At 62.5% G+C, this 26,726-nt stretch carries 17 protein-coding genes; 1 reads left to right on the top strand and 16 read right to left on the bottom strand.

Translation table 11 applies throughout. From position 1 onward, the window contains the following. Nucleotides 1-177 precede the first annotated feature (177 nt). Nucleotides 178-1,365 carry an MFS transporter gene (locus M5B99_RS05910; RefSeq protein WP_248803109.1) on the top strand — a complete coding sequence of 396 codons (1,188 nt, stop codon included), beginning with the start codon at nt 178-180 and terminating at the stop codon, nt 1,363-1,365. Between the two features lie 155 nt (nt 1,366-1,520). Here the strand turns inward: M5B99_RS05910 and M5B99_RS05905 are convergent, their stop codons facing one another. From M5B99_RS05905 to M5B99_RS05830, 16 genes are all read right to left on the bottom strand, one after another. Next, on the bottom strand, nt 1,521-3,011 hold the full coding sequence (locus tag M5B99_RS05905) for an efflux transporter outer membrane subunit (RefSeq protein WP_248803107.1): 1,491 nt from the start codon (nt 3,009-3,011) through the stop codon (nt 1,521-1,523). Further along, the gene (locus tag M5B99_RS05900; protein WP_248803106.1) at nt 3,008-6,115 is read right to left on the bottom strand and encodes an efflux RND transporter permease subunit; all 3,108 of its coding nucleotides are present in this window, start codon (nt 6,113-6,115) and stop codon (nt 3,008-3,010) included. The genes M5B99_RS05905 and M5B99_RS05900 overlap by 4 nt, the downstream gene beginning before the upstream one ends. Beyond that, the gene (locus M5B99_RS05895) at nt 6,112-9,213 is read right to left on the bottom strand and encodes an MdtB/MuxB family multidrug efflux RND transporter permease subunit (RefSeq protein WP_248803105.1); all 3,102 of its coding nucleotides are present in this window, start codon (nt 9,211-9,213) and stop codon (nt 6,112-6,114) included. Before M5B99_RS05895 ends, M5B99_RS05900 begins: the two co-directional genes overlap by 4 nt. Further along, complete coding sequence (locus tag M5B99_RS05890; protein WP_248803104.1) at nt 9,210-10,514, bottom strand: MdtA/MuxA family multidrug efflux RND transporter periplasmic adaptor subunit; 1,305 nt, start codon at nt 10,512-10,514, stop codon at nt 9,210-9,212. The genes M5B99_RS05895 and M5B99_RS05890 overlap by 4 nt, the downstream gene beginning before the upstream one ends. Nucleotides 10,515-10,704: 190 nt before the next feature. After that, the gene (gene tpx, locus M5B99_RS05885; protein ID WP_248803103.1) at nt 10,705-11,205 is read right to left on the bottom strand and encodes a thiol peroxidase; all 501 of its coding nucleotides are present in this window, start codon (nt 11,203-11,205) and stop codon (nt 10,705-10,707) included. A gap of 221 nt (nt 11,206-11,426) precedes the next feature. Then, nucleotides 11,427-11,927, bottom strand: a complete 501-nt coding sequence (gene tpx / locus M5B99_RS05880; protein WP_248803102.1) for a thiol peroxidase — start codon at nt 11,925-11,927, stop codon at nt 11,427-11,429. A 161-nt stretch (nt 11,928-12,088) separates the two neighbouring features. Further along, nucleotides 12,089-12,583 carry a hypothetical protein gene (locus tag M5B99_RS05875; protein WP_248803101.1) on the bottom strand — a complete coding sequence of 165 codons (495 nt, stop codon included), beginning with the start codon at nt 12,581-12,583 and terminating at the stop codon, nt 12,089-12,091. 200 nt (nt 12,584-12,783) lie between these two features. Beyond that, nucleotides 12,784-13,302: a GNAT family N-acetyltransferase gene (locus M5B99_RS05870; protein ID WP_248803100.1), complete on the bottom strand. Its 519-nt coding sequence runs from the start codon at nt 13,300-13,302 to the stop codon at nt 12,784-12,786. A gap of 113 nt (nt 13,303-13,415) precedes the next feature. Next, the gene (pelG, locus tag M5B99_RS05865; RefSeq protein WP_248803099.1) at nt 13,416-14,786 is read right to left on the bottom strand and encodes an exopolysaccharide Pel transporter PelG; all 1,371 of its coding nucleotides are present in this window, start codon (nt 14,784-14,786) and stop codon (nt 13,416-13,418) included. After that, nucleotides 14,787-16,304 carry a GT4 family glycosyltransferase PelF gene (pelF, locus tag M5B99_RS05860; RefSeq protein WP_248803098.1) on the bottom strand — a complete coding sequence of 506 codons (1,518 nt, stop codon included), beginning with the start codon at nt 16,302-16,304 and terminating at the stop codon, nt 14,787-14,789. Beyond that, a complete protein-coding gene (locus M5B99_RS05855) occupies nt 16,301-17,290 on the bottom strand; it encodes a HEAT repeat domain-containing protein (RefSeq protein WP_248803097.1) in 990 nt (329 codons plus the stop codon). Before M5B99_RS05855 ends, pelF begins: the two co-directional genes overlap by 4 nt. Then, on the bottom strand, nt 17,268-18,638 hold the full coding sequence (locus tag M5B99_RS05850) for a PelD GGDEF domain-containing protein (protein ID WP_248803096.1): 1,371 nt from the start codon (nt 18,636-18,638) through the stop codon (nt 17,268-17,270). The genes M5B99_RS05855 and M5B99_RS05850 overlap by 23 nt, the downstream gene beginning before the upstream one ends. Nucleotides 18,639-18,643: 5 nt before the next feature. After that, nucleotides 18,644-19,165, bottom strand: a complete 522-nt coding sequence (locus tag M5B99_RS05845; RefSeq protein WP_248803095.1) for a penicillin-binding protein activator LpoB — start codon at nt 19,163-19,165, stop codon at nt 18,644-18,646. Nucleotides 19,166-19,193: 28 nt separating this feature from the next. Further along, nucleotides 19,194-22,784, bottom strand: a complete 3,591-nt coding sequence (locus M5B99_RS05840; protein ID WP_248803094.1) for a tetratricopeptide repeat protein — start codon at nt 22,782-22,784, stop codon at nt 19,194-19,196. Continuing rightward, complete coding sequence (locus M5B99_RS05835) at nt 22,762-25,572, bottom strand: bifunctional glycoside hydrolase 114/ polysaccharide deacetylase family protein (protein ID WP_248803093.1); 2,811 nt, start codon at nt 25,570-25,572, stop codon at nt 22,762-22,764. Before M5B99_RS05835 ends, M5B99_RS05840 begins: the two co-directional genes overlap by 23 nt. Before the next feature lie 79 nt (nt 25,573-25,651). Then, nucleotides 25,652-26,584 (bottom strand): NAD-dependent epimerase/dehydratase family protein, encoded by a 933-nt coding sequence (locus tag M5B99_RS05830; protein WP_248803092.1) that lies wholly within the window; start codon nt 26,582-26,584, stop codon nt 25,652-25,654. Nucleotides 26,585-26,726 lie beyond the last annotated feature (142 nt).

Raw genomic sequence — 26,726 nt, 5'->3', positions numbered from 1 at the left:
TGTGGGGCGTCGAGCGCAGACCTCGCATACGACATAGATCCTGCGGGGGGTCGAGCGCAGACCTCGCATACGACATAGATCCTGTGGGAGCGGAGCTTGCCCGCGAAGCTTTTAGCGGTATTGAGGTCCAGCGGTGAAAGACCGAGACGTTTCCAGAACAAGGATATAAGCATCACCGTGGCCACCTACTCTCTCGTTATCCGCCGGCTGATGATCTGTTCCGTGACCATTGTCGTCAGCCGCGCCATCACCAGCCCCTTGCTGACCCTGTTCCTCAGCAGGAAGCTCGAGCTGAACCAGCAGGATGTCGGCCTGCTGATGGGCATCGCGGTGTTTATCGCCACCCTCCTCTCGCTGTACGGCGGTTATGTCATCGACCGTCTGGAAAAACGCCGGCTGATGATCCTGGCCATGCTTTCCAGCGGCATAGGTTTCACCCTGCTGACGTTCGCCCATGACCTGTACCTGACCACCCTGACCCTGGTGATCACCGAAACCGCGTCGGCACTGTTTCTGATAGGCTCCAAGGCGATCATCAGCGAGAACCTGCCCATCGACCAGCGGGCCAAGGTGTTTTCCCTGCGCTATACCTTGACCAATATCGGTTACGCCACCGGCCCCATGCTCGGCGTGGTGATCGCCGGGGTGCAACCCCTGGCGCCGTTCCTGATCGCCGCCGGTATCGCCTTTGGCAGTATTTTCCTGATGTTCGGCATTGCCTCGACCGCCCAGGCCCAGCTCGGCAAGGCGCAAAGTTTCGTCAAGACCCTGGTGACGCTACGCAACGACCGGACCCTGATCCTGTTCACCTGCGGCAGCCTGCTGAGCACCATCGTCCATGGCCGCTTCACCTTGTACCTGTCGCAGTACCTGCTGGTGACCCACAGTAACCAGGATGCCCTGACTACCTTATCGGCGATCCTGGCCTGCAACGCCATCAGCGTGATCCTTCTGCAATACCAGATCGGTCGTTTTCTCAAGCGCGAGCAACTGCGCTACTGGATCGCCATCGGCACCAGCCTGTTTATCGTCGGGTTGATCGGCTTCAGTTTTGCGCAGAACCTGCTGACCTGGTGCGCGGCCATGTTCATCTTCACCCTCGGGGAGATGATCATTTACCCGTCCGAATACCTGTTCGTCGACACCATCGCCCCGGAGGAGCTGCGCGGCAGTTACCTGGGCGCGCAGAACCTGGCGGCCCTGGGCGGTGCGTTGAGTCCGGTGATCTGCGGTTACCTGCTGATCCATACCGCGCCGGGGACGATGTTCTATGCCTTGAGCTGCCTCACCGCGCTTGGCGGCAGCCTGTGTTTTCTGGCCGGCCGCAGGGTGACTTCGTTACAGAAACAAGGGGGTTTCGGGTAGGTTTCTTGGTGCTCTTGAGGGCCTCTTCGCGGGCAAGCTCCGCTCCCACAGTCCGGGATAGCCACAAAGCTGCGGAACGCCCCGGGTACTGTGGGAGCGGTGCTTGCCCGCGAAGGCGTCGGTGAGCCCAACATCAAAGCCAAGCCAACTATCGATCAGCGCTTGGCGCTCAGATCGGTATTGCCATCCCAACCGCCGCCCATCGCCGCAATCAACTGGACGCTGGCGATCAACCGGCTCTGCAGCAGGCTCAACACGCTACGCTCGTTGGTCAGCGCCGTGGTCTGCACCGTGACCACATCCAGGTAAGTGATCAGGCCAGCCTTGTACTGGTTCTCTGTCAGGCGCAGGGATTCCCGGGCCGCGTCCAGCGCCTGGGCCCGCACCGTCGCCTCGTCCTCCATGACCTTGAGCTGGACCATGTAGTTTTCTACTTCACGGAAACCATCCAGCACGGTCTGGCGATACTTGGCCACGGTCTGGTCGTACACCGCCTCGGTACGATCCACTTCCGCCGAGCGCTGGCCACCGTCGAACAGGGTGGTGGCCAGTTTCGGGCCCACCGACCAGAAACGGTTCGGCAGGCTGATCCAGTTGGCATAGGTGCTGCTGCTGTAGCCGCCGGAGAGGCTCAAGGTGAAGTCCGGGTAGTACGCCGCCTTCGCCACGCCGATATTGGCGTTGGCCGCGATCACCGAACGTTCCGCCGAAGCGATGTCCGGGCGTCGCTCCAGCAGTTGCGACGGCACGCCCAACGGAATCGATGGCAAGGCCGGAACACTGCTGCTCGCCGCCAGCTGGAATTGCGCCGGCGGTTGTCCGATCAACACGGCAATGGCGTTTTCAAACTGGGCCCGTTGCCAGATCAGGTCGATCAAGTCGCCCTGGGCACTCTTGAGCTGGGTCTGCGCCTGGGCAATCGCCGACTTTCCGGAGACACCAAAGCGGTATTGGCTTTCGGTGTTCTTCAACGAACGTTCATAGGCCTGCACCGTCGATTCAAGCAGGCGCTTCTGTTCGTCGATCACCCGCAGTTGCAGGTAGTTCTGCACCAGGCTCGATTGCTGGCTCAGGCGCATGGCCGCAAGGTCGGCAAAGCTCGCCTGGGCGCTGGCGTCATTGGCTTCCAGGCCACGGCGCAGCTTGCCCCAGATATCCGCTTCCCAACTCACCCCGAGTTGGGTGTTATAGGTATCGACAATCCCGCTGGATGAGCGGCTCAGGCTCGAGTTGCTGCTGCCGGTGCCCTGGCTGGAGCGGGTTTTTCCGGCACTCAGGTCGACACTCGGAAAGAACGCCCCACGGGAGCTCTTGACCAGGGCCAGCGCCTGGCGGTACTGGGCTTCGGACTGCGCCACGGTCTGGTTGGCATTGTTGAGTTTTTCCACCAGGCCGTTGAGCGTCGGGTCGCCATACAGCTCCCACCAGGCGCCACGGGCCAGCGAGTCGCTGGGCTGGGCCTGACGCCAACCGGCGGCTTCCTTGTATTGCGCCGGCGTAGTGGCGTCCGGGCGTTTGTAGTCCGGGCCCACGGCACAGGCACTGAGCATCAGCCCGCACAAGGTCAGGCTCAGCAGGCGTGAGCCACGGATGGTCTCCAGGCGCTGGGCGGCCAGAGGCACTTTGCATTGCGATTGGTCAGTCATAGCGGAGTTTCCAGAGCACCATCAGTGCGTACGCCACGCCACTTGTTGAAGCGGTGGCGCAAACGGTCGAGATAAAGGTAAACCACCGGGGTGGTGTAAAGCGTCAGGACCTGGCTGAAGATCAACCCGCCGATAATGGTCAGGCCCAGGGGGTGGCGCATTTCCGCACCTTCGGCACTGCTCAGCAGCAAGGGCAAGGCGCCGAGGATCGCCGCCAGGGTGGTCATCAGGATCGGCCGCAGGCGCAGCAGGCAGGCCTGGCGAATCGACTCCAGCGGGTCCAGGCCCGAATGACGCTCCAGTTGCAGCGCCAGGTCGATCATCAGGATCGCATTCTTTTTCACCACGCCGATCAGCAGGAACAACCCCAGCAGTGAGATCAGGCTGAACTCACCGCCCAGCAGGTAGATGCTGAGCAAGGCTCCGACCCCGGCCGACGGCAGTGTGGAAAGGATGGTCAGCGGATGGATGTAGCTTTCATAGAGGATGCCCAATACCAGGTACACCGCCACCAGCGCACCGAGGATCATGAACGGCTGGCTTTTCTGGGTGGCGGCAAAGGCGTCGTTGGTGCCGGCCATCTTGGCGATCACCGCTTCCGGCAAGCCGAGCTTGGCAATGGCCCGCTCGATGGCCGCGGTACCCTGCTCCACCGTCACCCCCGGGGCCATGTCGAACGACAGGCTTTCGGAGGCGAACTGGCCCTCGTGGTCGACCCGATCGTCCTGCAGGCTGTTTTCATAATGGGCGATGGTCGACAGCGGAATGCGCTGCCCGCTTGAGCCGATCACCTTGACCTGATTGAGGGTTTCCGGCGACTGGGCGTACTTCGGGTTGATCTCCATCACCACCTGATACTGGTTCAGGGTGTCGTAGATGGTGGAAATTTGCCGCTGGCTGTAGGCGTTGTTGAGCACCGTGGTGACCGTGTTCATGTCCACCCCCAGGCGTTTGGCGGTATCGCGGTCGACCACCAGGGTGGTCTGCGGGGCTCCGCGGCCTTCCCGGGCATCGACGGCGGTCAGCTCCGGCAGGGCCTTGAGTGCCGCGACCACTTTCGGATACCACTCGCGCAAGACACCCAGGTCGTCGCTTTGCAGGATGTAGGAGTACTGCGCGGTCTGTTGCTCGCGGCCGCCACCGAACTGCAGGTCCTGGTCGGCCATCAGCATCAGCCGGGCGCCGGGCACCTTGGGCATTTCGTCGCGCAAGCGCTCGATGACCTTCTGCGCCGAGATGTTGCGTTCCTTGATCGGCTTGAGGCGCACCAGCATGAAGGCGTTGTTGGTGCCGTTGTTGCCGCCGATAAAACCGGCCACGCTCTGCACCGCCGAATCGGCCAGCACCGCCTTGCGGAAGATTTCCATCTTCGGCTGCATATTGCCGAACGACATGCCGTCGTCGCCACGCACGAAACCGATCAGTTGCCCGGTATCCTGTTGCGGCAGGAAGGTTTTCGGTACCACCACGTACAGGGCGATATTCACCCCGATGGTGACGAACAGGCTGAGCAAGGTCAGGCGCTTGTGCCGCAGGACCCAGTCGAGGCTGACGGCGTAGGCCGCCATCATCCATTCGTTGGCTTTTTCGCTCCAGCGTTGCAGGCGGGTCGACGCGCCCTGCTGATGCGGCTTGAGCCAGCGCGCGCAGAGCATCGGCGTCAGCGTCAGGGACACCACCAGCGAGACCAGGATGGAGGCCGCCAGGGTGATGGAAAACTCGCGGAACAGGCTGCCGATGATCCCGCCGATAAACAGGATCGAGAGGAACACCACCACCAGCGACAGGTTCATCGACAGCAAGGTGAAGCCGACTTCCCTGGCACCCAGGTACGCGGCCTTCATCGGCGGGATGCCATCGTCGATATGCCGGGAAATGTTCTCCAGTACCACGATGGCATCGTCCACCACCAGGCCGGTGGCCAGGATCAACGCCATCAGCGACAGGTTGTTCAGCGAGAAGCCATAGAGGTACATGACCGCAAAGGTGCCGACCAGCGACACTGGCACCGCCAGGGTCGGGATCAGCGAAGCGCGGAAGTTGCCGAGGAACAGGTACACCACCAGCACCACCAGGGCCACGGCGATCAGCAGGGTCATCTCGGCTTCATGGAGCGTAGCCTTGATCACCGGCGAGCGGTCCATGGCCAGGTTCAGCTTGACGCTGGCCGGCAACACCGCCTGCAAGGTCGGCAACTGAGCCTTGATCTCATTGACCGTCTCGATGATGTTGGCGCCGGCCTGGCGGTTGATCACCAGCAGGACCGCCTCGTCATTGTTGAAGAACCCGGCGTTGTAACGATCCTCGACACTGTCGCTGATCTTCGACACATCCCCCAGGCGCAGGGCGGCACCGTTCTGGTAGTGGATGATCAGCGGCTCGTAGTCCTTGGCTTTTTCCAACTGGTCGTTGGCCTGTATCTGCCAGTTGCGGTCGGCGTCCTCAAGCGACCCCTTGGGCCGGCGCACGTTGGCGTTGGCAATCGCGGCCCGCACATCGTCCAGGGCCACGCCGTACTGGTTGAGCGCCTGGGGTTCGAGTTCGATGCGCACCGCCGGCAGCGAACTGCCGCCGATCTGCACCTCGCCCACACCCGGGACCTGGGACAGGCTCTGGGACAGGATGGTCGAGGCCAGGTCGTAGAGCTGGCCCTTCTGCAACTGGTCGGAGGTCAGCGACAGCACCATGATCGGCGCCTGGGACGGGTTGACCTTCTTGTAGGTGGGCATGCTGCGCATCCCACTGGGCAGCAGGTTGCGCGAGGCATTGATCGCCGCCTGGACTTCCCGCGCCGCGCCGTTGATATCGCGGTTGAGGTCGAACTGCAGAATCACCCGGGTCGAGCCCTGGCTGGAGCGGCTGCTCATGGTGTTGATGCCGGGAATCACGCCGAAGGAGCGTTCCAGCGGCGTGGCCACCGTGGAGGCCATGACTTCCGGACTGGCGCCCGGCAGGCTGGCCTGGACCACGATCACCGGGAAATCCATTTGCGGCAGCGGCGAAACCGGTAACAGACCGAAACTCACGGCCCCCAGCAGGACAATCGCCAGGCTCAGCAGTATGGTCGCTACCGGCCGGCGAATGAAAGGTCCCGACAGGTTCATGTTTCCACCTGTTCAAGACGGCTCGGGTGCCGCCCCCAGCGTCGTCCGAGGCGATCGAAGTACAGGTAGATCACCGGGGTGGTGAACAGCGTCAGCACCTGGCTGACCAGCAAGCCACCGACCATCACCAGGCCCAGGGGTTGACGCAGTTCGGCACCGGAGCCGGTGGCGAGCATCAACGGAATGGCGCCGAACAGCGCCGCCAGGGTGGTCATCAGAATCGGCCGGAAACGTAGCAGGGCCGCCTGGTAGATGGCCTGCTCCGGCAACATGCCCTGGTTGCGCTCGGCGTCGAGGGCGAAGTCGATCATCATGATCGCGTTCTTCTTGACGATACCGATCAGCAGGATGATCCCGATAATGGCAATCATGCCCAGGTCGTTGCCCGTCAGAATCAACGCCAACAAGGCTCCGACCGCCGCCGAGGGCAAGGTCGAGAGAATGGTCACCGGGTGGATATAGCTCTCGTAGAGCACCCCGAGCACGATGTACATGGTCACCACCGCCGCCAGGATCAGCAGCAAGGTGCTCGACAGAGAAGCCTGGAAGGCCTCGGCCGCGCCCTGGAACTGGGTCTGCACGCCCACCGGCATGCCGATCTCCTGCTTCACCTGGTCGATGACCTGTACCGCCTGCCCCAACGCCACGCCCGGGGCCAGGTTGAACGACATCATCACCGCCGGGAACTGGCCGATATGGGAGATAGCCAACTGCGCCTGACGCTCCTCGACACGGGCCAGGCTGGACAGGCGTACCTGTCCGCCGCTGGTGGTCTTGACATGGATCTGCTCCAGCGCCTGGGGCCCGACCTTCTCCCCTGCCTGGGCTTGCAGCACCACGCGGTACTGGCTGGCCTGGGTATAGATGGTGGAAATCTGCCGCTGGCCGAAGCCGTCATACAGCGCATCGGTGATATCCGACACCGCCACGCCTAGACGCGAAGCGGCGTCCCGATCGATCACCAGAAAGACCTGCAAACCCTTGTCCTGCAGGTCGCTGGCGACATCCGTCAGTTCCGGGCGCTGGGCCAGGGCATCCACCAGCTTGCCGCTCCACTCGGCCAGCAGGTCGGGGTCCGGCGAGGACATGCTGAACTGGTACTGGGTACGACTGACCCGATCTTCGATGGTCAGGTCCTGCACCGGCTGCATGTACAGGCGGATACCCGACAGTTTGTCGACTTGTGGCTGCAGGCGGCTGATGATCTGCGTGGCGGTTTCGCTGCGCTGGTGGCGCGGTTTGAGGTTGATCAGAAGGCGGCCGCTGTTGAGCGTGGCATTGTCGCCGTCCACGCCGATATACGACGACAGGCTTTCCACATCCGGATCGGTGAGGATGACCTTGGCCAGCTCCTGCTGGCGCTGGCTCATGGAGGCAAAGGATACCGACTGCGGCGCTTCGGAAATCCCCTGGATCACCCCGGTGTCCTGCACCGGGAAGAAACCCTTGGGCACGATCATGTAGAGGAACACGGTCAGTGCCAGGGTGCCGACCGCCACCAGCAAGGTCAGCGACTGGTGCTTGAGCACCCACTGCAACTTGCGGCCATAAGCCTCGATCAACCAATCGATCCAGGCACCACTGGCACGATAGAAGCGCCCCTGCTCTTCGGGTTTGGGCTCGCGTTTGAGCAAGCGTGCGCACATCATCGGCGTGAGGGTCAGGGACACCACCAGGGAAATCAGGATCGCCACCGCCAGGGTGATGGCGAACTCGCGGAACAGCCGCCCGACCACGTCGGCCATGAACAACAGCGGGATCAATACCGCGATCAGCGACAGCGTCAGCGAAACCAGGGTGAAGCCGATCTGCTTGGCGCCCTTGAGGGCCGCCTGCATCGGGCTGTCACCCTCCTCGATGAACCGCGAGATGTTTTCCAGCATGACGATGGCATCGTCGACCACGAAACCGGTGGCGATGGTCAGGGCCATCAAGGTCAGGTTGTTGACCGAAAAGCCCGCCAGGTACATCACGCCGAAGGTACCGATCAGCGACAGCGGCACGGCCACCGAGGGAATGATGGTAGCGCTGGCCCGGCGCAGGAACAGGAAGGTCACCATCACCACCAGGGCGATGGAAATCAGCAGTTCATGCTGGACGTCGCTGACCGACGCGCGAATGGTCTGGGTGCGGTCGGTCAGTACCTTGACCTCGATGCCCGCCGGCAGGTTGTCGGTGATGCTCGGCAGCAAGGCCTTGATCCGGTCCACCACCTCGATCACGTTGGCCCCGGGCTGGCGCTGGATATTCAGCAACACGGCCTGGTTCTCGTTGGCCCAGGCGGCCAGGCGCTCGTTCTCGGCGCCATCGACGATCTGCGCGACATCCTTGAGCCGCAGCGGTGCGCCGTTCTTGTAGGCGAGGATCAGTTCGGCGTATTCCTTGGGTGAGCGCAACTGGTCGTTGGCGTCGAGCATCGACACCCGGGTCGGACCGTCGAAGTTACCCTTGGGCTGGTTGACGTTCGAAGCGCCGATCAGGGTGCGCACATTCGCCAGGTTCAGGCTGTTGGCCGCCAGGGCCTCGGGATTGACCTTGATCCGCACCGCCTGGCGCTGACCGCCGGCAATGCTGACCATGCCGACGCCGCTGATCTGGGCGATCTTCTGCGCCATGCGGGTGTCGACCAGGTCATTGAGCTTGGGCAAGAGCATGGTTTTCGAGGTAATCGCCAGGGTCAGCACCGGGGTGTCCGCCGGGTTGACCTTGTTGTACACCGGCGGTGCCGGCAAATCCTTGGGCAGCAGGTTGGTGGCGGCATTGATCGCCGCCTGGACCTGCTGCTCGGCGACATCCATGTTGATGTCGAGGTTGAAACGCAGGGTCAGGATCGAGGCCCCGCCGGAACTGGTGGAGGCCATCTGGGTCAGCCCGGGCATCTGTCCGAACTGGCGCTCCAGGGGCGCGGTGACTGCGCTGGTCATCACGTCGGGACTGGCGCCCGGGTAGAGGGTCATCACCCGGATGGTCGGGTAGTCGACCTGGGGCAGCGCCGACACCGGCAGCAGCCGATAGGCGATCAGGCCGGCCAGGACAATGGCCAGCATACTCAGGGTGGTCGCTACCGGGCGGAGAATGAACAGCCGCGAGAGATTCATGCGCCGACCTTTTTCGCCTTGCCGGCTTCAGCCGGTGCCTTGGCCGCCGAGCCCTCTTTCAACTGTCCGACGGGAGCCTTGGGCACGTCCTGACTGTCGTTGACCACCTCCACTTCTCCGCCGTCCTTCAAACGGTCGGTGCCTTCCAGGACCACCCGATCGCCGACGGCCAGGCCGTCCTTGATCACCGTGACGTTGCCGTCGCTGGCGCCGACTTTCAGCGGGCGGATCTTGACCTTCTTGTCGCCGTCCATGGCATAGACGAAGGTGCCGTCGTTGCCGAACTGGATCGCCGCGCTCGGCACCAGCACCACGTTTTTCAGGGTGTCGGCGAGCAGGTGCACATTGACGAACTGGTTGGGGAACAGGTTTTGCTCGCGGTTATCGTAAAGGGCCTTGAACTTGAGGGTGCCGGTGGTGATGTCGATCTGGTTGTCGATGCTCTGCAATACGCCGCTGGCCTGTAGTTTCAGGTCGCCACGGTCCCAGGCTTCGGCCGGCAATTTCGCTCCACCGTGATAGCGCGTGAGCACGGTATCGAGGTTGTTTTCCGGCAAGGTGAACGCCACGCTGATCGGTTGGGTCTGGGTGATGATCACCAGTATCTGGCTGTCGTTCGCCGCCAGCAGGTTGCCGACGTCCAGTTGGCGCAGGCCCAGGCGCCCGGAGATCGGCGCGCGGATCTTGGTAAAGTCCAGGTTCAGTTTGGCGGTGTCGACCGCGCCCTGGTTGGCCTTGACCAGGCCCTGGTACTGCAGCACCGAGGCTTCGGCGGTGTCCAGGGTCTGCTTGGCAATACTGTCTTCGGCGAACAGCCCGCGATAGCGCTGCAAATCGACCTGGGCGTTCTTCAGTTGCGCCTGGCTTTGCAGGAGTGTGCCCTGGGCCTGGAGCAAGGCGCTTTCATAGTTGCGCGGATCGATCTCGGCCAGCACGTCGCCGGCCTTGACCATCTGGCCGTCCTGGAAGTTGATCTTGACCAGTTGCCCGGCGACCTGGGTGCGTACGTTGACCGTGTTGAGAGCCGTCACCGTCCCCAGCGCTTTGTAGTACACCGGAAAGTCCCCCAACGTCGCCGGTGCTACCCGCACGGGCACGGGGCCGGCAGACGCACCGAAGCCCGGACGCGCCATGCCCGACTTGCCCGTATGCGTGGCGGGCTTGGCTTGCGCCCCCTTGTGTTGCCCGCCTGACGGCCAGAAATGCCAGCACAATGCAGCGATAACCAGCAGGATCAGCAGGCCGAACAGCCAGCGACGGGAAGTATGGGAAGCAGAAGATTGCATGGAATGATCAACCATTTTGCGCGAGAACGTCTTTTTGGGGAGGCTGCAAGATAAGCACTGAATTGTTTCAGGCAAAGCGCCTTTACCGGCAATTTACCTTGGAGTGACCTTTGTCAGAGTCCAAGTAAGACACTGAAGCACAAATAAAAACGGCCTGGACAGGGTCAGGCCGTGAATAATTGTAAACCACTTGTTTCAGAGCCGTTTATTTCAAGGCCGCGAGTGCCGTTTCGTAATCGGGCTCCTGGCCGATATCCGTCACCAGTTCGCTGTGCAGCACCTTGTCATGGGCATCGAGCACCACGACCGCGCGGGTCGTCAGACCGGCAAGCGGCCCGTCGGCGATTTCCACGCCGTAGTCGCGCATGAACGCGCGCCCGCGCAAAGTGGACAGATTGACGACATGGTCCAGGCCTTCGGCGCCGCAAAAGCGCGCCTGGGCAAACGGCAGGTCGGCCGAGATGCACAGCACTACAGTGTTTTCCAGTTGGCTGGCGCGTTCATTGAACTGGCGCACGGACTTGGCGCAGGTCGGCGTGTCAACACTGGGGAAGATATTCAGCACCTTGCGCTGGCCGGCGAGACCGCCCAAGGTGATATCGGAGAGGTCCTTGGCCACCAGGGAAAACGCTGGAGCCTGGGAGCCGGGTGGCGGTAACTGTCCGTTGATCTGAACCGTCACGCCCCTGCGGGTGACTTGAGCCATGTGTTTGGCCTCCGTGTAAGCACAAAATCCTACCTTGAAACCCGCACTCACAGAAGCGAGCTTCCTCCCGATAACGATGTCGTATTCACCACCGCTATCGCCTGCAAGCCGGCTCCTACAGTATGGGGGTACGACAGTATTTAACGGTAACCGCCGACTTTGTCGGAGCCGGCTTGCTGGCGATGTGGACATGACATCCGCCGCAAACCGGCGCCTTGCCGTTACTTCAGTACAGCCAAGGCTGCTTCGTAGTTGGGTTCTTCGGCAATTTCCTTGACCAACTCGCTGTGCAGCACCTTGTCGTTCTCGTCCAGCACGACGACAGCACGAGCGGTCAGGCCGGCCAGCGGGCCGTCGGCGATTTCAACGCCGTAGTCATGAATGAACTCGCGGCCACGCAGGGTGGACAGGTTCAGGACGTTTTCCAGGCCTTCGGCGCCGCAGAAACGCGCCTGGGCGAACGGCAGGTCAGCCGAGATGCACAGCACCACGGTGTTGGCCACTTCGTTGGCCTGGGCGTTGAACTTGCGCACCGAGGTGGCGCAGGTCGGGGTGTCGACGCTTGGGAAAATGTTCAGCACCTTGCGCTTGCCGGCATAGCTGCTCAGCGTAACATCAGCCAGACCCGCGCCCACCAGGGAGAACGCTGGAGCCTTGTCGCCGGCCTGCGGCAGTTGACCGTTGACAGTAACCGGGTTGCCTTTGAGGGTGACTTTAGCCATGAGCTGAATCCTTCTAAACGGTTTCGGTGAATAGGGCGGAGTCTTATATGAACATGCCATCCGACCTATGGGGCAGATAAAGTGTCACAGGATTTGCGGCCCGGCAAACCCTCTCGGGCTTTTTTTCTTGTAGGAATCCGCTCGCAATCATAGCGGACGCTTCAGTGATATTCGCGAGGAATCAGACTTTGCAACTGCAAGGCCAGGAAGTCGGCATCGAACGGGTAGATGTCCGCGTCCTTGAGGCCATTGGTCTTGCGCCACTGCCAGTCACCAGTCCCCGGCACGCCCACCAATGAAACGCTGCCATGCCGGGCCGCCGTGTGCCCCATGACCGCAATGGAAATCGTGCCGCCAGCGCCCATGACTTCCGGGACAAACTCCATCACTCTTCCGGCGATCTGGATCGTCAGCTTCTCGGTCTTGAAGGTCGAGGCCTCCGCCGCCAGGTTGGGACCGAAGGCCACATAGGCCTCGCGCTGGGTTTCCAGCAGGTTCGGGCTCTTTACCGGGGCCAGCCACTGTTCCATGCGGTCGAACAACTCGACGATACGCGCCGTCCAGTGTGCCGACTGCTTTTCAAACAGTTGCTTCTTGTGTGCTTCAGTATCGGCGTAGTGCCGAAGCATTTCCCCCAGTTGCTGTACACCATTCATTGGAGCGCTCCGTGGGTGGACCTGAATTGAAGGCTTGATCATGGCAGATCGCACCGCGGGGCGTGCGATTAACTCTGCCAGGGCCGCCGAACGCCGCCAGCATGGTCCTCTGCGGGGAGTGGCAGATCGCTGAAAGCTTCGCGGCGGTGCGGCGTCCCGACAAGCTCCGCTCCCACAGAGGTCCGGCGCAAGGCCGGTGTTCAAGCCGGGCGGCGAAGCCGCGCCATGTTCAAGGTATCCACCAGGCCGCCGTCACGAATCGCGTAGTCACGCATCACGCCTTCGTCCTCGAAACCGAACTTGCGGTACAGCCCCTGGGCGACGACGTTGTCGGCATACACCGTCAACTCGACGCGCTGCAGGTTCATCCAGTTGTCCGCCACCTCAAGCACCGCAGCCAGCAGTTTCGAACCGATGCCCTTGCCCTGCCAGGCCGTGGCCACGCCGATGCCGAGGGTGCCGGCGTGACTGCGACGCACGCGGGCGTACTGCTCCAGGGAGCAACTGCCGATCACCACGCCCTGATGCAGCGCTACCAGCGAGACCAGGCGTTCATTGTCCTGGCGCTGGATCAGTCGCTGGCGCCAGACCTCGGCGGATTGAAAGGGCATTTGCAGCACCTGGCGGCAGACGGCGGGTTCGTTGTAGAGCGCGGTCATACCGTCGACGTGGGCTTCGCGGAAACGCTCGATGACGATAGAGGGGGTGTCGGCTGGCATCGTTTTTTTATCCATAAAAATAACAAGGCCGGCCAGTGTAGAGTGACTCGCGCCAGGCTGGCAAAGCCTGCTCCGGCAGTCAGGCCTTCGTGCCCACAAGACCGCCTCGCCCCTCAGCGCGACAGCATAAAGGTCTCGTACTCCAGGTCATCCAGCGCGGTCGACAAGCGTGCCAACCCCAGCAACACACACACCAGCAGCGAAAAGGTGAACCCGTAACCGAAGAAACTCGGCCCCAGGTAAAGGCTAAGCACGGTCAACGCCGCATTGAGCACCACGAACAACAGGCACAGTTCCAGCACGATCGCCCGTTTGTCGAGGTAGAAAAACACGTTGAGAATTGCCATGAACACTACCTGGATGCTCACCCCGATCAGGTCGATGTAGAACAGCGGCAAATAGTAGCTGGACATGCCCAGCCACTCCAGCAGACGCGGACCGAACAGGAACAACAGGACCACCGTCAGCCCCTGGACCTTGCAGATTTCCAACAGGCCCTGGCGAATCGAAAAGGTCATTTCGGCTTTCAACGAAGCGATATGGCGCAAGGTCTCGCCATCGCGCACAGCGCGGAACAGGCGGTCGTACCATTCGGCGAAGTCGGTTTCGATCCGTACCAGGAACACCGCCATCCCGGGAATGATCGCCAGGTACGCGAGGAAGATCGGCAAGTCATAGAGAATCGAGGCGCGCATCGGTCCGATCACCTGGCTGGAAGTGTCCGGGTTGAACCAGAAGATCAACTTGTCGATCCAGATCCCCAGGTTGTAGCAGAGCCCGGTGAGCAGCAGGCTGACAAATACCTGGCGTCGATCGAGAAAGTCAAAGGCCACCAGTTTCTCGGCCCGGTACTCACGCAGGATGTCATAGAGAAACAGGAACAGCAGTGTGCTGTGGCCGAGCAACAACGCCAGCAGTAGGCCTTCCATCCCCATGTGGCGCAGGAAGAACGCACTGCCGACCATCAGCGCATAACCCACCAGCATCACCAGCAGGATGCGGTTATAGGCCTTCATCCCGGAGAGGAAGATGATCACCAGCCAAAGGTTGCAGAGCACCACGAAGTTGGCCAACGTCAGCAGCCGGTAGATCAGCGGCTGGTCGAACAGCGTGGCCAACAGGATGATACCCAGCAGCCCCGAGCCCAGGGTCACCAGCAACAGCACGCCGACCAGGTTCGGCAGGATCTGCTCGTACTTTCGTTCGAACAGGCGGTCGGAGACGAAACGGGTGAAAAACAGCTGCAAACCGCCGGTGAGGATCAGCGACGTCGCCATCAGGTAGGTCACCGTGATCAGGAACTGACGGATCAACACCTCCGGGATCACCAGCCCGAGGCTGATGACCCCCACCAGCATTACGCTGAGAATCGACAGGACCCAGGGGCCGGAGCTGATCAGGCCCGCGTAGACATACGCGTGCAATGTCGCGGTATAAGAGTCGCGTGAGAGAATCTTGCGCAGTTCAAAACCGATGCCGGCCATTTACACAACCCCCATGGCAGCGTGATAAAGCGTGCGATAACGGTCGATCATCAAGGCCTCGCTGTAGTAACGGTGAACCCGCAGCAAACCGGCGGCCTGGGCAGACTTCCAGCGCTCGGGGCTGCGCAGCAGGTCGGTGATCGCCTGGGACGTGGCCTGCGGATCGGCGATCGCCACCACCTCCCCGGCCAGCCCGATATCACGATCGGCCGCTGTGCCGCCCTCGATCAGTTCGCGGCAGGAGCCGACGTCGCTGCTCACCACCGGCGTGCCGGCGGCCCAGGCTTCGAGAATCACCAGCGGTTGTGCCTCACTGATCGAGGTCAGGACCATCAGGCCCAGTTGCGGTAGGATCTCCTGGATTTTCTGGAAGCCGAGGAACAGCACCTGTTTTTCCAGGCCCAGACTGGCCACCAGGCTGCGACACTCGGCGACGTATTCAGGGTCTTCCTCTTCCGGCCCGACGATCCAGCCCTCGACCTGCGGCATCACGCTGACCACCCCACGCATCGCGCGCAGGAAGGTCTTCACATCCTTGATCGGCACGACCCGACCAATCAGCCCGACCACCGGCGCGATCCCTGCGGCACGAGCGTTGAGGGCCAAGGTCCAGAGTTCCAGGTTGATACCATTGGGGATCACTTGGGTACGCGCCGGCGGCGCGCCGTCCTTGATCTGCCGCTGGCGGTTGCCATCGTACAAGGCAATGATCTGGTCGGCGCTCTCGTACACCAGGTGGCCGATGCGTTCGAAGAAGCGCACCCAGAGCATGCGGATATAACCGGTGCCGGTAGCCATACTGTCGTTGAGCGCCTGGTTGTTGCTTTCGGCGATCCAACTGGCCTGGGCCAGGTCGATCTTGCGTTCCTTGGTGTAGATCCCGTGTTCGCTCAACAGCAACTGGCAACCCCACAATTGCTTGAGGATGCAGCCCACAAGTCCCGCGTAACCGGTGGAAATCGAGTGCAGGACCCGCGCTCGCGGCATCCGTCGAGCGGCATCGGCCAGCATCAGCAGTGGCGACTGCATGGTGCGCAGGGTCCAGAAATAGTTGACGAAGGACGGATCGGCGCAATGCTGCTCGTAACCTTCGGTCAGCGCCTCCCAACTGGGGCGGCTATAGAGCACGTCGTCCAGGGTAATCCGCCCCTGGGCCAGGGCCTCGAGCACGCCAAAGCCCAGCTCGGCGGGCGGCTTCTCGGGGTTGTGCAGATAGCGGTAGAGATTGCTCAGCTCTTCGAGGGACGCGCTGTGCGCGACCCGCTTGCGCTTCGGATTGCGCCAGGCTTCCTCCAGGTACACCTCTTCGATATGCACCACGTTCGCCGGGATCTCATAGCGCCGCTGACCATAGGCTTCACGCTGGCCGCCGATGAACAGCACCGAAAAGGTCAGTTGCGGTAGCCCGAGGATCAGTTGGTGAATCCAGCCGGACACACCACCGCGCACATAGGGCCAGGTACCCTCGAGCAACAGGCAGACATCGGCGATTGGCGTTGGGTTGGCGGGCTTTTTCATGTCCAGGTCCTTACCAGCCCGGCAAAGGGCGGACGTTGTTGCAGCTCCGGCGGCAGGCTTTTCAAGAGCCCGGGAATCTCGCTATAGCGTCCCGTTTCAAAGGCGATCTCAGCACTGAACGGCAGGACCTTGGCCGGGTCCATGCCCGCCTGTTCGGCCTGGTGCATATGCAGCCGCGCCTTGCCGATATCACCGCGTTCAAGGGCAATACGCCCGGCCAGCAGCAGCAACTCACCGCCCTCACCCGCTTTCAGCGCCAACTCGGCATGCTCGCCGGCTTGGCCGAGGACGTGCTGCTGGACACTGCCCTGGGCCAGGCCCAGGTAGGCCAGCTCCCAGTACCAGCGGGCCAGCGTGGCGTGCAACGCCGCGGCCTTCTGTGCGGGCGCGCCGGGCAGCTGCGCGAGGGAGGACTGGATACGCAGATTGATGTCGCTTTCCTGCTTGTCGAGCATCGAATACGCCAGCAGACGGACATCGTCGCTCGGATCGCCCAGGGCCAGCTTGAGAATCGGCACCGCCTCCTTGCCCGGCATCCGTCGAGTGGCGAGCAGAGCCGCCAGGCGCTGGTCGGGATCCGATGCATGGCGCAACACATCCTGCAGGCCACTGTCGCCGAAGGTCGGCGAATGCAGTTGGGTCTGCGCCCGAAACGGCAGGTCGGGAATACCCACCGCCTGCCACATCTGCGTCTCGCGCTGGCGTGGCAGGTACAACGCCGGAAAGATCGCCGCGATAACGCCCACGGCCCCGATCAGCGGCACAAAAAACGCCAGGCTGAAGATAAACAACGGGCTCCATGGCAGCGGCGCGCGATAACGCGCCGGCAGCAACAGCCACACCGCCGCGGTCAACAGGCCGCAGGCAATGCCATGGGTCATGGTGTACAGGAGCGCGATCTGCGGGTCGGGCAGGCGTGTCATCAGACTGGCCCAGCTCCCGGCTTCGAAAAACAGCGCCCCGCTAAACAGCCACTTGCTGAACATTCAGGCCACACTCGTTATGCAGGAAGTTACGCAGCCCGTCCCGTTGCCGGGCCGACTCCAGATCGTAAGGCAAGACATTGACCCCAAGGCCGGACAGCTCCACGCTCATGCCGAAGTGTTCGTGGATCAGCTTGCCCAGGCGCATCAGATAACCTTGGGCGCCCTCGGCGCTGGTCAGCGGCAGCAGCACCAACAACAACTCATGCCCGCGGTTGTTGGCCAGGGTCAGGTGCAGGTCAAGTCCACGCTGGCTGCGTTCGAACAACCGGGCCAGCTCATCATTGCTGCGGGTCAGCTCGAAGGCATAGAGGTAACCGGACAAACCGTGCCGCTCGACATCCACCAACGAACGCTTGAGCTGGCGGGTGAAGTGCTGGGCGTCGGCGTCCTCCAGTTGCAGCACCTGCGGATCGTGGTGCAGCAGATCGGCAATATGCCCGGCCAGCAAGGCCAGCAGACTGAGGGTCCGTTCCTGGAAGGCAAAGAACGGCATCTGGCGGACCGCGAGGATCGCCAGTATCCGGCCCTCGGTATCCACCAGCGGAATACACGCCTGCAACGATGACACCGCGGCTTGGCCGCCGGCATCGATCAGTTCTTCGCGCACACTTACCAGTTCTTCACGCTCCAGGCACAACTTGACCAGCAGGTCCTGGTTGTCCAGAGGCCCCATGACCCCGGTGGCGGCCAACAGGGTCAAGCCGGCTGCCGCGTTGCGCGGCTGTTCCAGACGGTACAGCCCGGCCACCCGCAACGAACCGTACTGACCGAGCAAGGCCAGCACCGGTTCGGCCAGCAACGACAGCGCATCATCGCCATTGGGCGCGGCGCGCAGGCGCTCGCGCAGCCCCAGCAACGAACTGCGCAGGCTCTGGTCGCTGCCAGCCAAACGCTGCTCCAGGCGATCGTGGGACACCCGCAGTATCTGATGCGCCCGGGTGAAATCATCGAGCCGGTACTGGCGATATTCATTGGCCATCTGCAAGCGCAGCAGGCGCCGTTCCCACAGATCCCGAACCTCGCCGACCAGCATGCCGCAAACCAAGACACCGACAATGTAGGACGGCGCGATCTGTGCATAGGCTTGCAGTCCCGACTGGCGCAGGACGAAGAACGTCGCCACCAGCAGGCTCGCACTGATCAGGCCACGGACAAAGCCGTAACGGACCCCCAGCAACAGCGGCGCCAGCAGCGACCAGGGAAACTCGCCGCGCACCTGCAAAGGATCTTCAGGCGTCAGCCAGAGCCCGACGCCGATGACCAGTGCGGTGACCAGGAAAGTTTCCAGCCATGACGCCGGACCGCTGGCGCGCGGTGCCAGCGCGTAGTCCATGTGTGGAGAGTTCATCGCAGTCACTCGATCCGCAGGCCGCCGACAAGCTTGTCGAGGACCTTCTGGGCCGCGCCTGCCAAGCTTTCGCGGGACCAGCCGGCGCGGGCACCGCTATTACTCCAGAGGACCTTGCCGGTACCGGCTTCGACCACCCGCAAACTGATGCCCACCGCCGGTTCGCCATCCAGGCCGTTCTTGTACTGCCACTCTTCGACGCTGCCGGACACCACATAGTCGAGCTTCTGCTCACGGGCCCAGTCCATCGCCCCGGCGAGGCGCTCGTTATCGTCGAGCAAGGCCTGTTCGCCCTGCCCTGGCGCCCCGGCATAAACCTGCGGTTGCAAGCCACGGCTGCTCAGCACGCTGAGCAGGATCTGCTCGCTGCGCTCGCCGGCCTGCGGTGTCTGGGAATAGTTGAGCAGCGGCAACACCCCCCAACGGGCCTTGCTCGACAGTTCCGGACTGCTCTGGCCGGTAAAGCTGCTGCAACCGGCCATCAACACGGCGACCATCGCCAGACTCACGCAACGAATCGATTGCATAAGGTTAACTCCTCTTTGAATTCCATGATCAGCGTCCGAAACGCACGCTGTAACTGACGCCCGCGGTACCGCCGGACTTGCCTGTGCCGCCTTGCGGCGCCGATTGGTAGCCGAAGGTCACTGCCAACTCGTCATTGCCCAACACCTCGGTGCCGACACCGGTACTGATGGCGTAGTTGATGGTGTTGTCGGTCCACTGCCAGCCCGTACTGAGATCCACCAGCCAGGTGTACTGCCCGCGCGTGCGGTTCAGTGCGCCGGGGAAACCGCGCCGCCAGGAACTGCCGAAGAACCACTGGCCATACTGTTTCTGCAGCAGGGTCTGGCTGGTGATCTGGCTCGGATCGTCAAGTTCGAGCCCGGCCAGGTCGATGCCGCCGCCCAGGGTATTGGCCAGATTGGCCAGCGAGCGGTTGTTCAAGCTGTTCTGCTGGTAGTCGATGCCGCTGCGCAGTTCCCAGTTCGGCCCTTCGAACTGCAAGGTGTGGTCAAACTCGATCTTCAGTGCCTGGCCGTTGCCCAGGTCATCGCCGCCGCGGGTCGCGAACCAGCGCTGGGCCAGGTTCCAGGACAACTGGTCACGGGCCGAGTAGCGATGCCGCCCACCCGCCCAGAAATCATCCTGGCGACCGAACGCGCGCATCAGCCCGCTGTCCTCGTTCTTGCGGTGCCAGTCGGCGCCGGCATCCAGTTCGTTGCCACTGTCCACCTGCCAGCTCCGGCTGACGCCAAGGCCATTGCGGTCATCGTCTTTGCGCAGGCTGCTGTCGAAGATCAGCTTGTAGTTGCCATTCTCCAGTTGCCGCTGCAAGGTCAGTTCGGTATTGGTCTCGCTGCCCAGGCGCGACGGCTCCAGGGTCTCGCCACTGTATTGACCCTGCTCCAGCACCAGCTTGGCGTACCAGTTGTCGTTCAGATAACGCGCGGTGGTCAGCCGTGGACCGTTGAGTACCAGTCCACCGTAGTCCTGATGCTCCCAGGCGAGCAGCACACCCTGTGGGGTACGCTCGGTCATTTCAATGGCCTGGCGGCGCAATTGCTCACGGATCGCCGGCGGCTGATCATCGCCCAGTGCCGACAGGTCCACGCCCAGGGCTTCAGCGCTGCGTCCCAGGCTATTGAGCGCCTCGACCTGCTGCGCCGGATCCAGCTCGCCGCTGCTCACCAGGTGTTCCAATGCGGCACGGTTGCTGCCGCGCAGGGCTTCCTGGATCTGCTCGTAGCCATTGATCTTCAGACCACGGCTACGGGCCCAGGCCAGCCAGTCGTCTTTCTGCGCCGACTGATTGAGGTTATCCAGGCGTGCCAGCAACTGGTCGAACCACAGTTGCAGCATCGGTTTGGAGCCATCGCGCCATTGCATTGCCTGGTTCTGTGCCTTGCGCGACGAATAGCTGCTGGCCAGCAGGCGTAACCAGGTGCTGTAGCCCTGCGGGGTGGCGCGAATCTGCTCCGGCGTCACCTCGCGGTTGAGCTTGAGCCGCAAGCGCTGGGCCGACTCGGCGTAACCGGCGCCTTCCAGCGCGTCGGCATAGGCCGCCTGGACCATCCAGTCTCCGGCGTTGGCTTGCAGATAGAGGCGATACCAGGCCAGGGCCTCGGTGTTGCGCCCGACCAACTGGCTGGCGGCGGCAAACGGCAGCCACAGGCTGCTGTCGCTGCGGGCCAGGGCGCGCCATTGCTGCAACAACGGCTTGATTTCGCCGCTACGGCCCAGGTCGACGTACAGCCACAGCAGGCGCTCACGGAAGGTATTGTCATCCGGGAAACGGCTCAACCCCAGGCGATACAAACGCAAGGCCTCCTCGTTCTGCCCTTGTTGCACGGCCAGCGCGCCACGGGCCGCCAGCACCTGGGAGCGTTCGGATGCGTCCGGATACTGCTCGGCATCCTTGAGCAGATCGATCACCAACGGCCAGTCCTGAAGCTCCTGGGCCAGTTGCAAGGCGGCCACCAGGCGCTGCGCGGCGTGGCCCTGCTTCCAGCTGTCGACGGTCAACTGCAAGGCCTTGCGTGGATCGCGGGTTCGATAGAGGGCAATCAGCTCACTCTCGTCGCCGCTATTGAGCGAGCCCTTGATGGCGAGCATCTTCTCCAGGGCAACCCGCAGCTCGTCGTCCAGTTCCAGGTCCCAGGCCAGCGCCGCGCGGGACTGCCAGTAATCGAGGTCATTGATCCTGCTGGCATCGACCGCCGTGATCACCTTCCAGGCGGACTGGCTATCAAACCGCTTGAGGTGGTTGTTGGCCCAGTCGACCCGTTCGGTACTGCTCAGCGGGAAGCGTTTGGCGAAGCTCTGCCAGACGTCCAGGCGCGCCGAGTATTGCTCGGTGTTTTCCAGGTTCTGCAACAGCCGGACCCAGGCCAGGCGATGTTTCGGATATTTGGCGACATAACCGCGCAACCATGTTTCGGCGTGCTCGGGGGTGCCACGGGACTCTTCGGCGTAGACCAGGGCATCCAGCTCGACGTCAGTCAGCGCCCGGGCATCCATGATCCCCGCCAGCACCGGGATGCCCCGGTCGAAGTCGTAGGTCTGCATCGCCAGGCGCCAGGTGTGCTCGAATTCAGTAGGGTTGTCGCGCAGTTTGCTCAGGGCGATCCAGTAGCCCAGCGCGGCTGCCGAGTCGTCCTGCCACTCGGCGATATGAGCCATCTGTTCGAGCAACGCCGAATCGTCCGGGCGCTGCTCGAGCAGTTGCAAGCCCGCCGCGTGCGCCCCCGGCAGGTCGCCGAAGGCCAGGCGCTGCTTGAACTCCTTGGCCAACACTTGCGGGCTGTCGGGCTGCAATTTGCGCCATTCGCTGAAAAACTGCTCTGCCAGGTCAGTACGGTTATGCGCCACCGCCACATCGACGCCCTGGTCAAGCAGCGCCGGATCGAATTGGGCATCCGGCTGCGCGAGCAACTCCCTGGCCAGCAACTCAGCCGCCTGATCGCCTCGATCAGCGGCTACCAGGCCCTCGAAGGCGGCCTGGAGGAACTGGCGCCGCTCTTCAGGTTTCTGGCTATTCGCGAGCAACTCTATATAGAGATCCGCCGCCCGTCCGGGCTGTTCACTGGCCAGGTACCACTTCGCAGCTTCGGCCAGCCATTGGTCATGCTGTTGCGGATCGCGGTGCGCCAGTTCGGCATAGCTATCCGCAGCCAGAGCCGGCGCCTGGGCGCTCAAAGCCAACGGCGCCAGGTGTTCGAGTTGGGGCGTTGGCAATGACTTGTAGTCGAAGGCCTTGAAACGTTCGGCCAGCGCCCGCAATGCTGCGCTATCGCTGCTGGTGTTCAATGCCAGGGCATCGAGTTGCAGCCGATAATAGGTTTTCAGGGTCGAATCGGCCTGCGGCCAATCAGCCAGATGCTTTTCGGCGCGCGGGTATTCACCCAGCTGGATCAGCAGGTCGAGCAACTGGGTGCGCAGTTCGCTGTTCTGCGGGTGCGCCGCCAGCAGCACCTCGGCGTAGCTGGCCGAGACCTCGTCCGGCGCGCCACCCTTGGGACGAAATGCCTCTTCATTGTGAAAGGTCGCCCACAGCAGCACGCCGACGGCGACCGCCACCAGCAGCAGCGCCCAGGGGTTGAGCAGCCGCGTGCTTTTGGCCTTAGTTGCAGAGGAGTTGGGCATCACTCACCTGCTTCAGCGGAAGGTGGAAATGCCACAGGCCTTGTTCGGAGCGGCCCGCATAATGTTGCCCCTGAACCTCGACCCGACAGGCGCCGGACGAGCGTACCGAAAACTCCAGGTCGAATTCACCGGCGAAGGCGAAGCTCACCTGCCGGTCATTCACATACCGCCAGTCAAGCAAGGGAATATTCGCCAGCTCCAGCGCCGGGCGCGGATCACGCTCCGGTCGCAGGGCCAGCAGCGCGCGGTCGCTACTCAGCGCCACATAGCGGCCCTGGGGCAGATCACGGACACCGGCCACGCCCTGGGAGCGGCCGAGGTCCGGCCAACCAAGTGCCGGATCCAGGCGCAGGGTGCGCAAGCCATCCATCCCGCGCACCTGCCAGTCACCCTCGCCGGTGCGAGCCAGGCTGGCCTGGTACAGACCGTGAAGCCGATCCAGGTAATCACTCATCCATAACGACATCGGCTGCTGGCCACGCATGAACTGGTAGATGTCGGTCATGGCCTTGATCGATGCCTGCTTGGTCCCCGAATAGAAGTGGTAATACAAATGAATGCCGCGCAGGCGCCGTGGGCTGTCGGTCAACTCAAAGGTATCGATCACATCACGAAAGCCGTAGTACGGGCCCTTCCACAGGTTGGTGTACATGTTCTCGTTGATCACCGGCGCGTAGTACTGCAAGCCGCCGGCGGTAGGACGCAACAAGGGGTACAGGCCGGTCAGCGACGGATTGGCCTTGGTCAGGATGGTCTGGCCACCGTTGACGTTCTTCAGCCCGGCGTCATAGGCCAGCTTGATGGTTTCCGCGCTTGGTAACGCATCACCTGGCCAGAAGATCATCTTCACCGGCTTTTTTGCCGTGGTCAGGCGGCTATTGATGTAGTCCCGCGAGCCGACGATCTCGCGCTGGTAGTCGAGGGTCTTGTAGCCCGGGATATTCAGCCGCAGGCCGTATTCGGCATGGAAATCTTCGTCCTGCTTGGCCTTGTCCGGCTGCATATAGAACGGATGGCTGTAGGTGTGGGTAGCCACTTCGACCTTGGGATCGGCGAAGATCTCCTGGGCGATCGGCTCCAGCTCCCGGGCCAGGAAAGGCGACATCCCCTTGGGCCCGACCTCGCCTTCAATGATCGACACCGAGGTCAGGAACGGGTTGGGACGAATGTAGTCGGCCAGCACCTGGCGCCCTGAATACGGCGTGCCGCGCACCTCGGCGTGGGACGGGAAACCGTCGCCATCGATATGCACCGTGGCGATCCGCCGGCCGTTTTCGGTGGTGCTGTCCGGGCGTGGCTGGGCAGGCAGGCGCAGGGCTTTCTGGATAAACGCGAACGGATCGAGAATCCAGCGGGTCCGTTCGACGTTGGCTTCCACGACATAGGGTGCCAGGGCCATGCCGCCCCAGTCGCCGGTGACCACCGGGGCGAACTTACCGCCCTTGCCATCACCCAGCAACAAGGCCGGTTGCGGTCCGCCGGGCAGCAACGTCACCCGGGTCAACTCGCGGCTGCGTGGGACCACTGGCGCTTCAAAGGCACCGAGCAGCGCCTTGTCCTGGCTGAGCACCTGCAAGGTATCGCGAGCCCCCGGCGCGGCGAGGTTCAGACCCAGGCGTTTGAGCAGCGCGCGATCTTCGATCGGCAGGCCGGCCATGATCGCCAGGGGGACCTGTTCGTCCAGGCGCTTGCCAACCCAGTTATAAAAGGCACGGCTGTCTTGTGGCGGGCCACTGGTCATCCACACCACCACCCCGGCATACAAACCGGCGAAGCCGTAGGACGGCAAGCTGTCGTCGACCGGCAGGTAATCCACCCGATAACCCAGGTATTCCAGCAGGCCACCGAGCATCCGGTGGCCGGCGTGATCATAGAGTTCACCTTCACGCGGGTCATAGAGCATGGCGATACGCCGTGGCTGCACCTCCACGGTGCTCATGCTGATGGCGTTGAGGTCCGGAGTCGTGACCACCGGGATAAAGCCTTCCTGACTCAACTGACGGACCAGTTTGCGGGCTTCTTCACGCCGCGTGGCCGGCAGGTAGTCGATGGCCACCAGCGGGATATTCCGCGCCCGCAGCGGTTTGAGTTCACCTTCAAGCCAGTTGCGGTCGGACTCGGACACCGGGCGATAACGCTTGGCCAAGGCATCCCAGCCGGCATGGATCGATTCGACGGCTACCGCCGAAGCAACGTCATCGAGCTCAGCCAGGACCTCGAAGCCACGATTGAAGAACAGCTTGAGCTCTGGCTGGCGACGGTGCAGCTCGCGCAGGAACGCTGCCAGCGCCTTGCGCTGCGGTTCGCGGCTGGCTTCGGGGAGCAATTGAAAGCTGTCGAGGGTGTCGAGGAACAGGCCGGCATAGCCCTGGTCCTGCAACGCCTTGGCGCGCTTGAACAGATGTTCCCGCCAGGCCGGCGTGGCGATGTCCATGACCTGGCTGTCCCAGGCCTTGTTACGGATGCTGCTGGCGCCCTGTGTCAACGCTTCCTTGTCCAGGGCGGCACGGTCGCCGTCGAACTCACCCACCGACAGGTAGGCGAAGGGCTGGCTGCCGAGTTTACGCAAGGTGGCGACATCGGCACTGGTCATATGGCCGGGTTCGACCACGGCCCATTCAAACTGCGCCAGTTCCGCCAGCGGCGGCCGCTCGGCGTACCAGAACCCGACGCTGGCGGGAGCCGCCGGCGCGGCCTGTACCGCTGAATTCGTTACACACAATGCCAACGCGGCGAACAGACGTCGCACCATTTTGCAGGTGTGCGCCCTCGGAAACTCGATTTTCATAACTCACTCTTTAGTGGATCAATCCGCGCAACATCAGACTACCGACGCCACACAATCAGGCGTCTGCAAGGCGATGTAACTAAAGACTGCGATAGAGGCGTGCCAAACCTTCGGCCATGGCGGTCGACGCCCCTAGCTCAAAGCGCTCGCACAAACGGCGGTTGTCCGCCTTGGAGTGCCGGATGTCTCCGGCGCGAGCCGGGGCATGGCTCAGGCTCAGGGGCTTGCCGCTGATCTGCTCCAGCGCGGCAATCAGGTCATTGAGCGTCGTCACGCCACCGAGCCCGACATTAGTGGCATCGCCGGTAGGCTGTGCACGTTCGAGACCCTGGACAAGGATCTTCACCAGGTCTTCGACGTAGACGAAATCTCGGGTTTGCCCACCGTCACCGAACACCGTGATCGGCCGCGCGGTTTTCGCCCGCTCGCTGAAAATGCTGATGACCCCGGAGTACGGCGATGACGGGTCCTGGCGAGGTCCGAAGATATTGAAGAAACGCAGGATCACCGGTTCCAGTCCATGCTGGCGGCGATAGAAATCCAGGTAGTACTCGCTGGCGAGTTTGTCCGCCGCATAGGGTGTCAGGGGGGATTTTGGCGTGTCTTCATCAATCGCGGTGCCCTCCCCGTTATTGCCATACACCGCCGCGCTGGAGGCAAACACTACTCGCCGGATACCGGCGGCGAGCATCGCCTCGCAAACCCGCAGGGTGCCGATGAAATTGCTCTGATGGGTGCGTACCGGGTCTTCGACCGAGGCCTGGACCGAGGCCACTGCGGCCAGGTGCACCACTGCGCTGCAACCGCGCATGGCTTCAGCCAGGGTGGCGGCATCGGAGACATCGCCGATCACCAGCTTCAGGGCGGGATTGCTCAGCGGCAAGTTGCTTACCTTGCCGCTGGAAAGATCATCCAGGACCCGAACGGCATGGCCTTTGGCCAACAACGCATCCACAAGATGAGAGCCGATGAACCCAGCGCCCCCTGTTACCAGTATCCGTTCGGCAGACATAAATCATCTCAAGAGAAAAGGCAGTGCAATTTTCATCGCCTGAAACTGGCACCCATGGTGCTGCTCTCTTTAAAAGACTGTGTCGCCTTTTTCATGGAGAACCTTCAGAACGCTGGCGTCAAAAAAACATGAGTGAAGTCAA

This window comes from Pseudomonas sp. MWU13-2100 (assembly GCF_023242365.1).
GTDB lineage: Bacteria > Pseudomonadota > Gammaproteobacteria > Pseudomonadales > Pseudomonadaceae > Aquipseudomonas.
The sequence above is the reverse complement of the archived record's forward strand: the minus strand, read 5'-3'. Positions and strand labels throughout refer to the sequence as shown.

Excerpts from the sequence above, each read along its gene's own strand:
- M5B99_RS05905 (WP_248803107.1), bottom strand. The coding sequence starts at position 3,011 with ATGACTGACCAATCGCAATGCAAAGTGCCTCTGGCCGCCCAGCGCCTG.
- M5B99_RS05900 (WP_248803106.1), bottom strand. The coding sequence starts at position 6,115 with ATGAACCTGTCGGGACCTTTCATTCGCCGGCCGGTAGCGACCATACTG.
- M5B99_RS05895 (WP_248803105.1), bottom strand. The coding sequence starts at position 9,213 with ATGAATCTCTCGCGGCTGTTCATTCTCCGCCCGGTAGCGACCACCCTG.
- M5B99_RS05890 (WP_248803104.1), bottom strand. The coding sequence starts at position 10,514 with ATGGTTGATCATTCCATGCAATCTTCTGCTTCCCATACTTCCCGTCGC.
- tpx (WP_248803103.1), bottom strand. The coding sequence starts at position 11,205 with ATGGCTCAAGTCACCCGCAGGGGCGTGACGGTTCAGATCAACGGACAG.
- tpx (WP_248803102.1), bottom strand. The coding sequence starts at position 11,927 with ATGGCTAAAGTCACCCTCAAAGGCAACCCGGTTACTGTCAACGGTCAA.
- M5B99_RS05875 (WP_248803101.1), bottom strand. The coding sequence starts at position 12,583 with ATGAATGGTGTACAGCAACTGGGGGAAATGCTTCGGCACTACGCCGAT.
- M5B99_RS05870 (WP_248803100.1), bottom strand. The coding sequence starts at position 13,302 with ATGCCAGCCGACACCCCCTCTATCGTCATCGAGCGTTTCCGCGAAGCC.
- pelG (WP_248803099.1), bottom strand. The coding sequence starts at position 14,786 with ATGGCCGGCATCGGTTTTGAACTGCGCAAGATTCTCTCACGCGACTCT.
- pelF (WP_248803098.1), bottom strand. The coding sequence starts at position 16,304 with ATGAAAAAGCCCGCCAACCCAACGCCAATCGCCGATGTCTGCCTGTTG.
- M5B99_RS05855 (WP_248803097.1), bottom strand. The coding sequence starts at position 17,290 with ATGTTCAGCAAGTGGCTGTTTAGCGGGGCGCTGTTTTTCGAAGCCGGG.
- M5B99_RS05850 (WP_248803096.1), bottom strand. The coding sequence starts at position 18,638 with ATGAACTCTCCACACATGGACTACGCGCTGGCACCGCGCGCCAGCGGT.
- M5B99_RS05845 (WP_248803095.1), bottom strand. The coding sequence starts at position 19,165 with ATGCAATCGATTCGTTGCGTGAGTCTGGCGATGGTCGCCGTGTTGATG.
- M5B99_RS05840 (WP_248803094.1), bottom strand. The coding sequence starts at position 22,784 with ATGCCCAACTCCTCTGCAACTAAGGCCAAAAGCACGCGGCTGCTCAAC.
- M5B99_RS05835 (WP_248803093.1), bottom strand. The coding sequence starts at position 25,572 with ATGAAAATCGAGTTTCCGAGGGCGCACACCTGCAAAATGGTGCGACGT.
- M5B99_RS05830 (WP_248803092.1), bottom strand. The coding sequence starts at position 26,584 with ATGTCTGCCGAACGGATACTGGTAACAGGGGGCGCTGGGTTCATCGGC.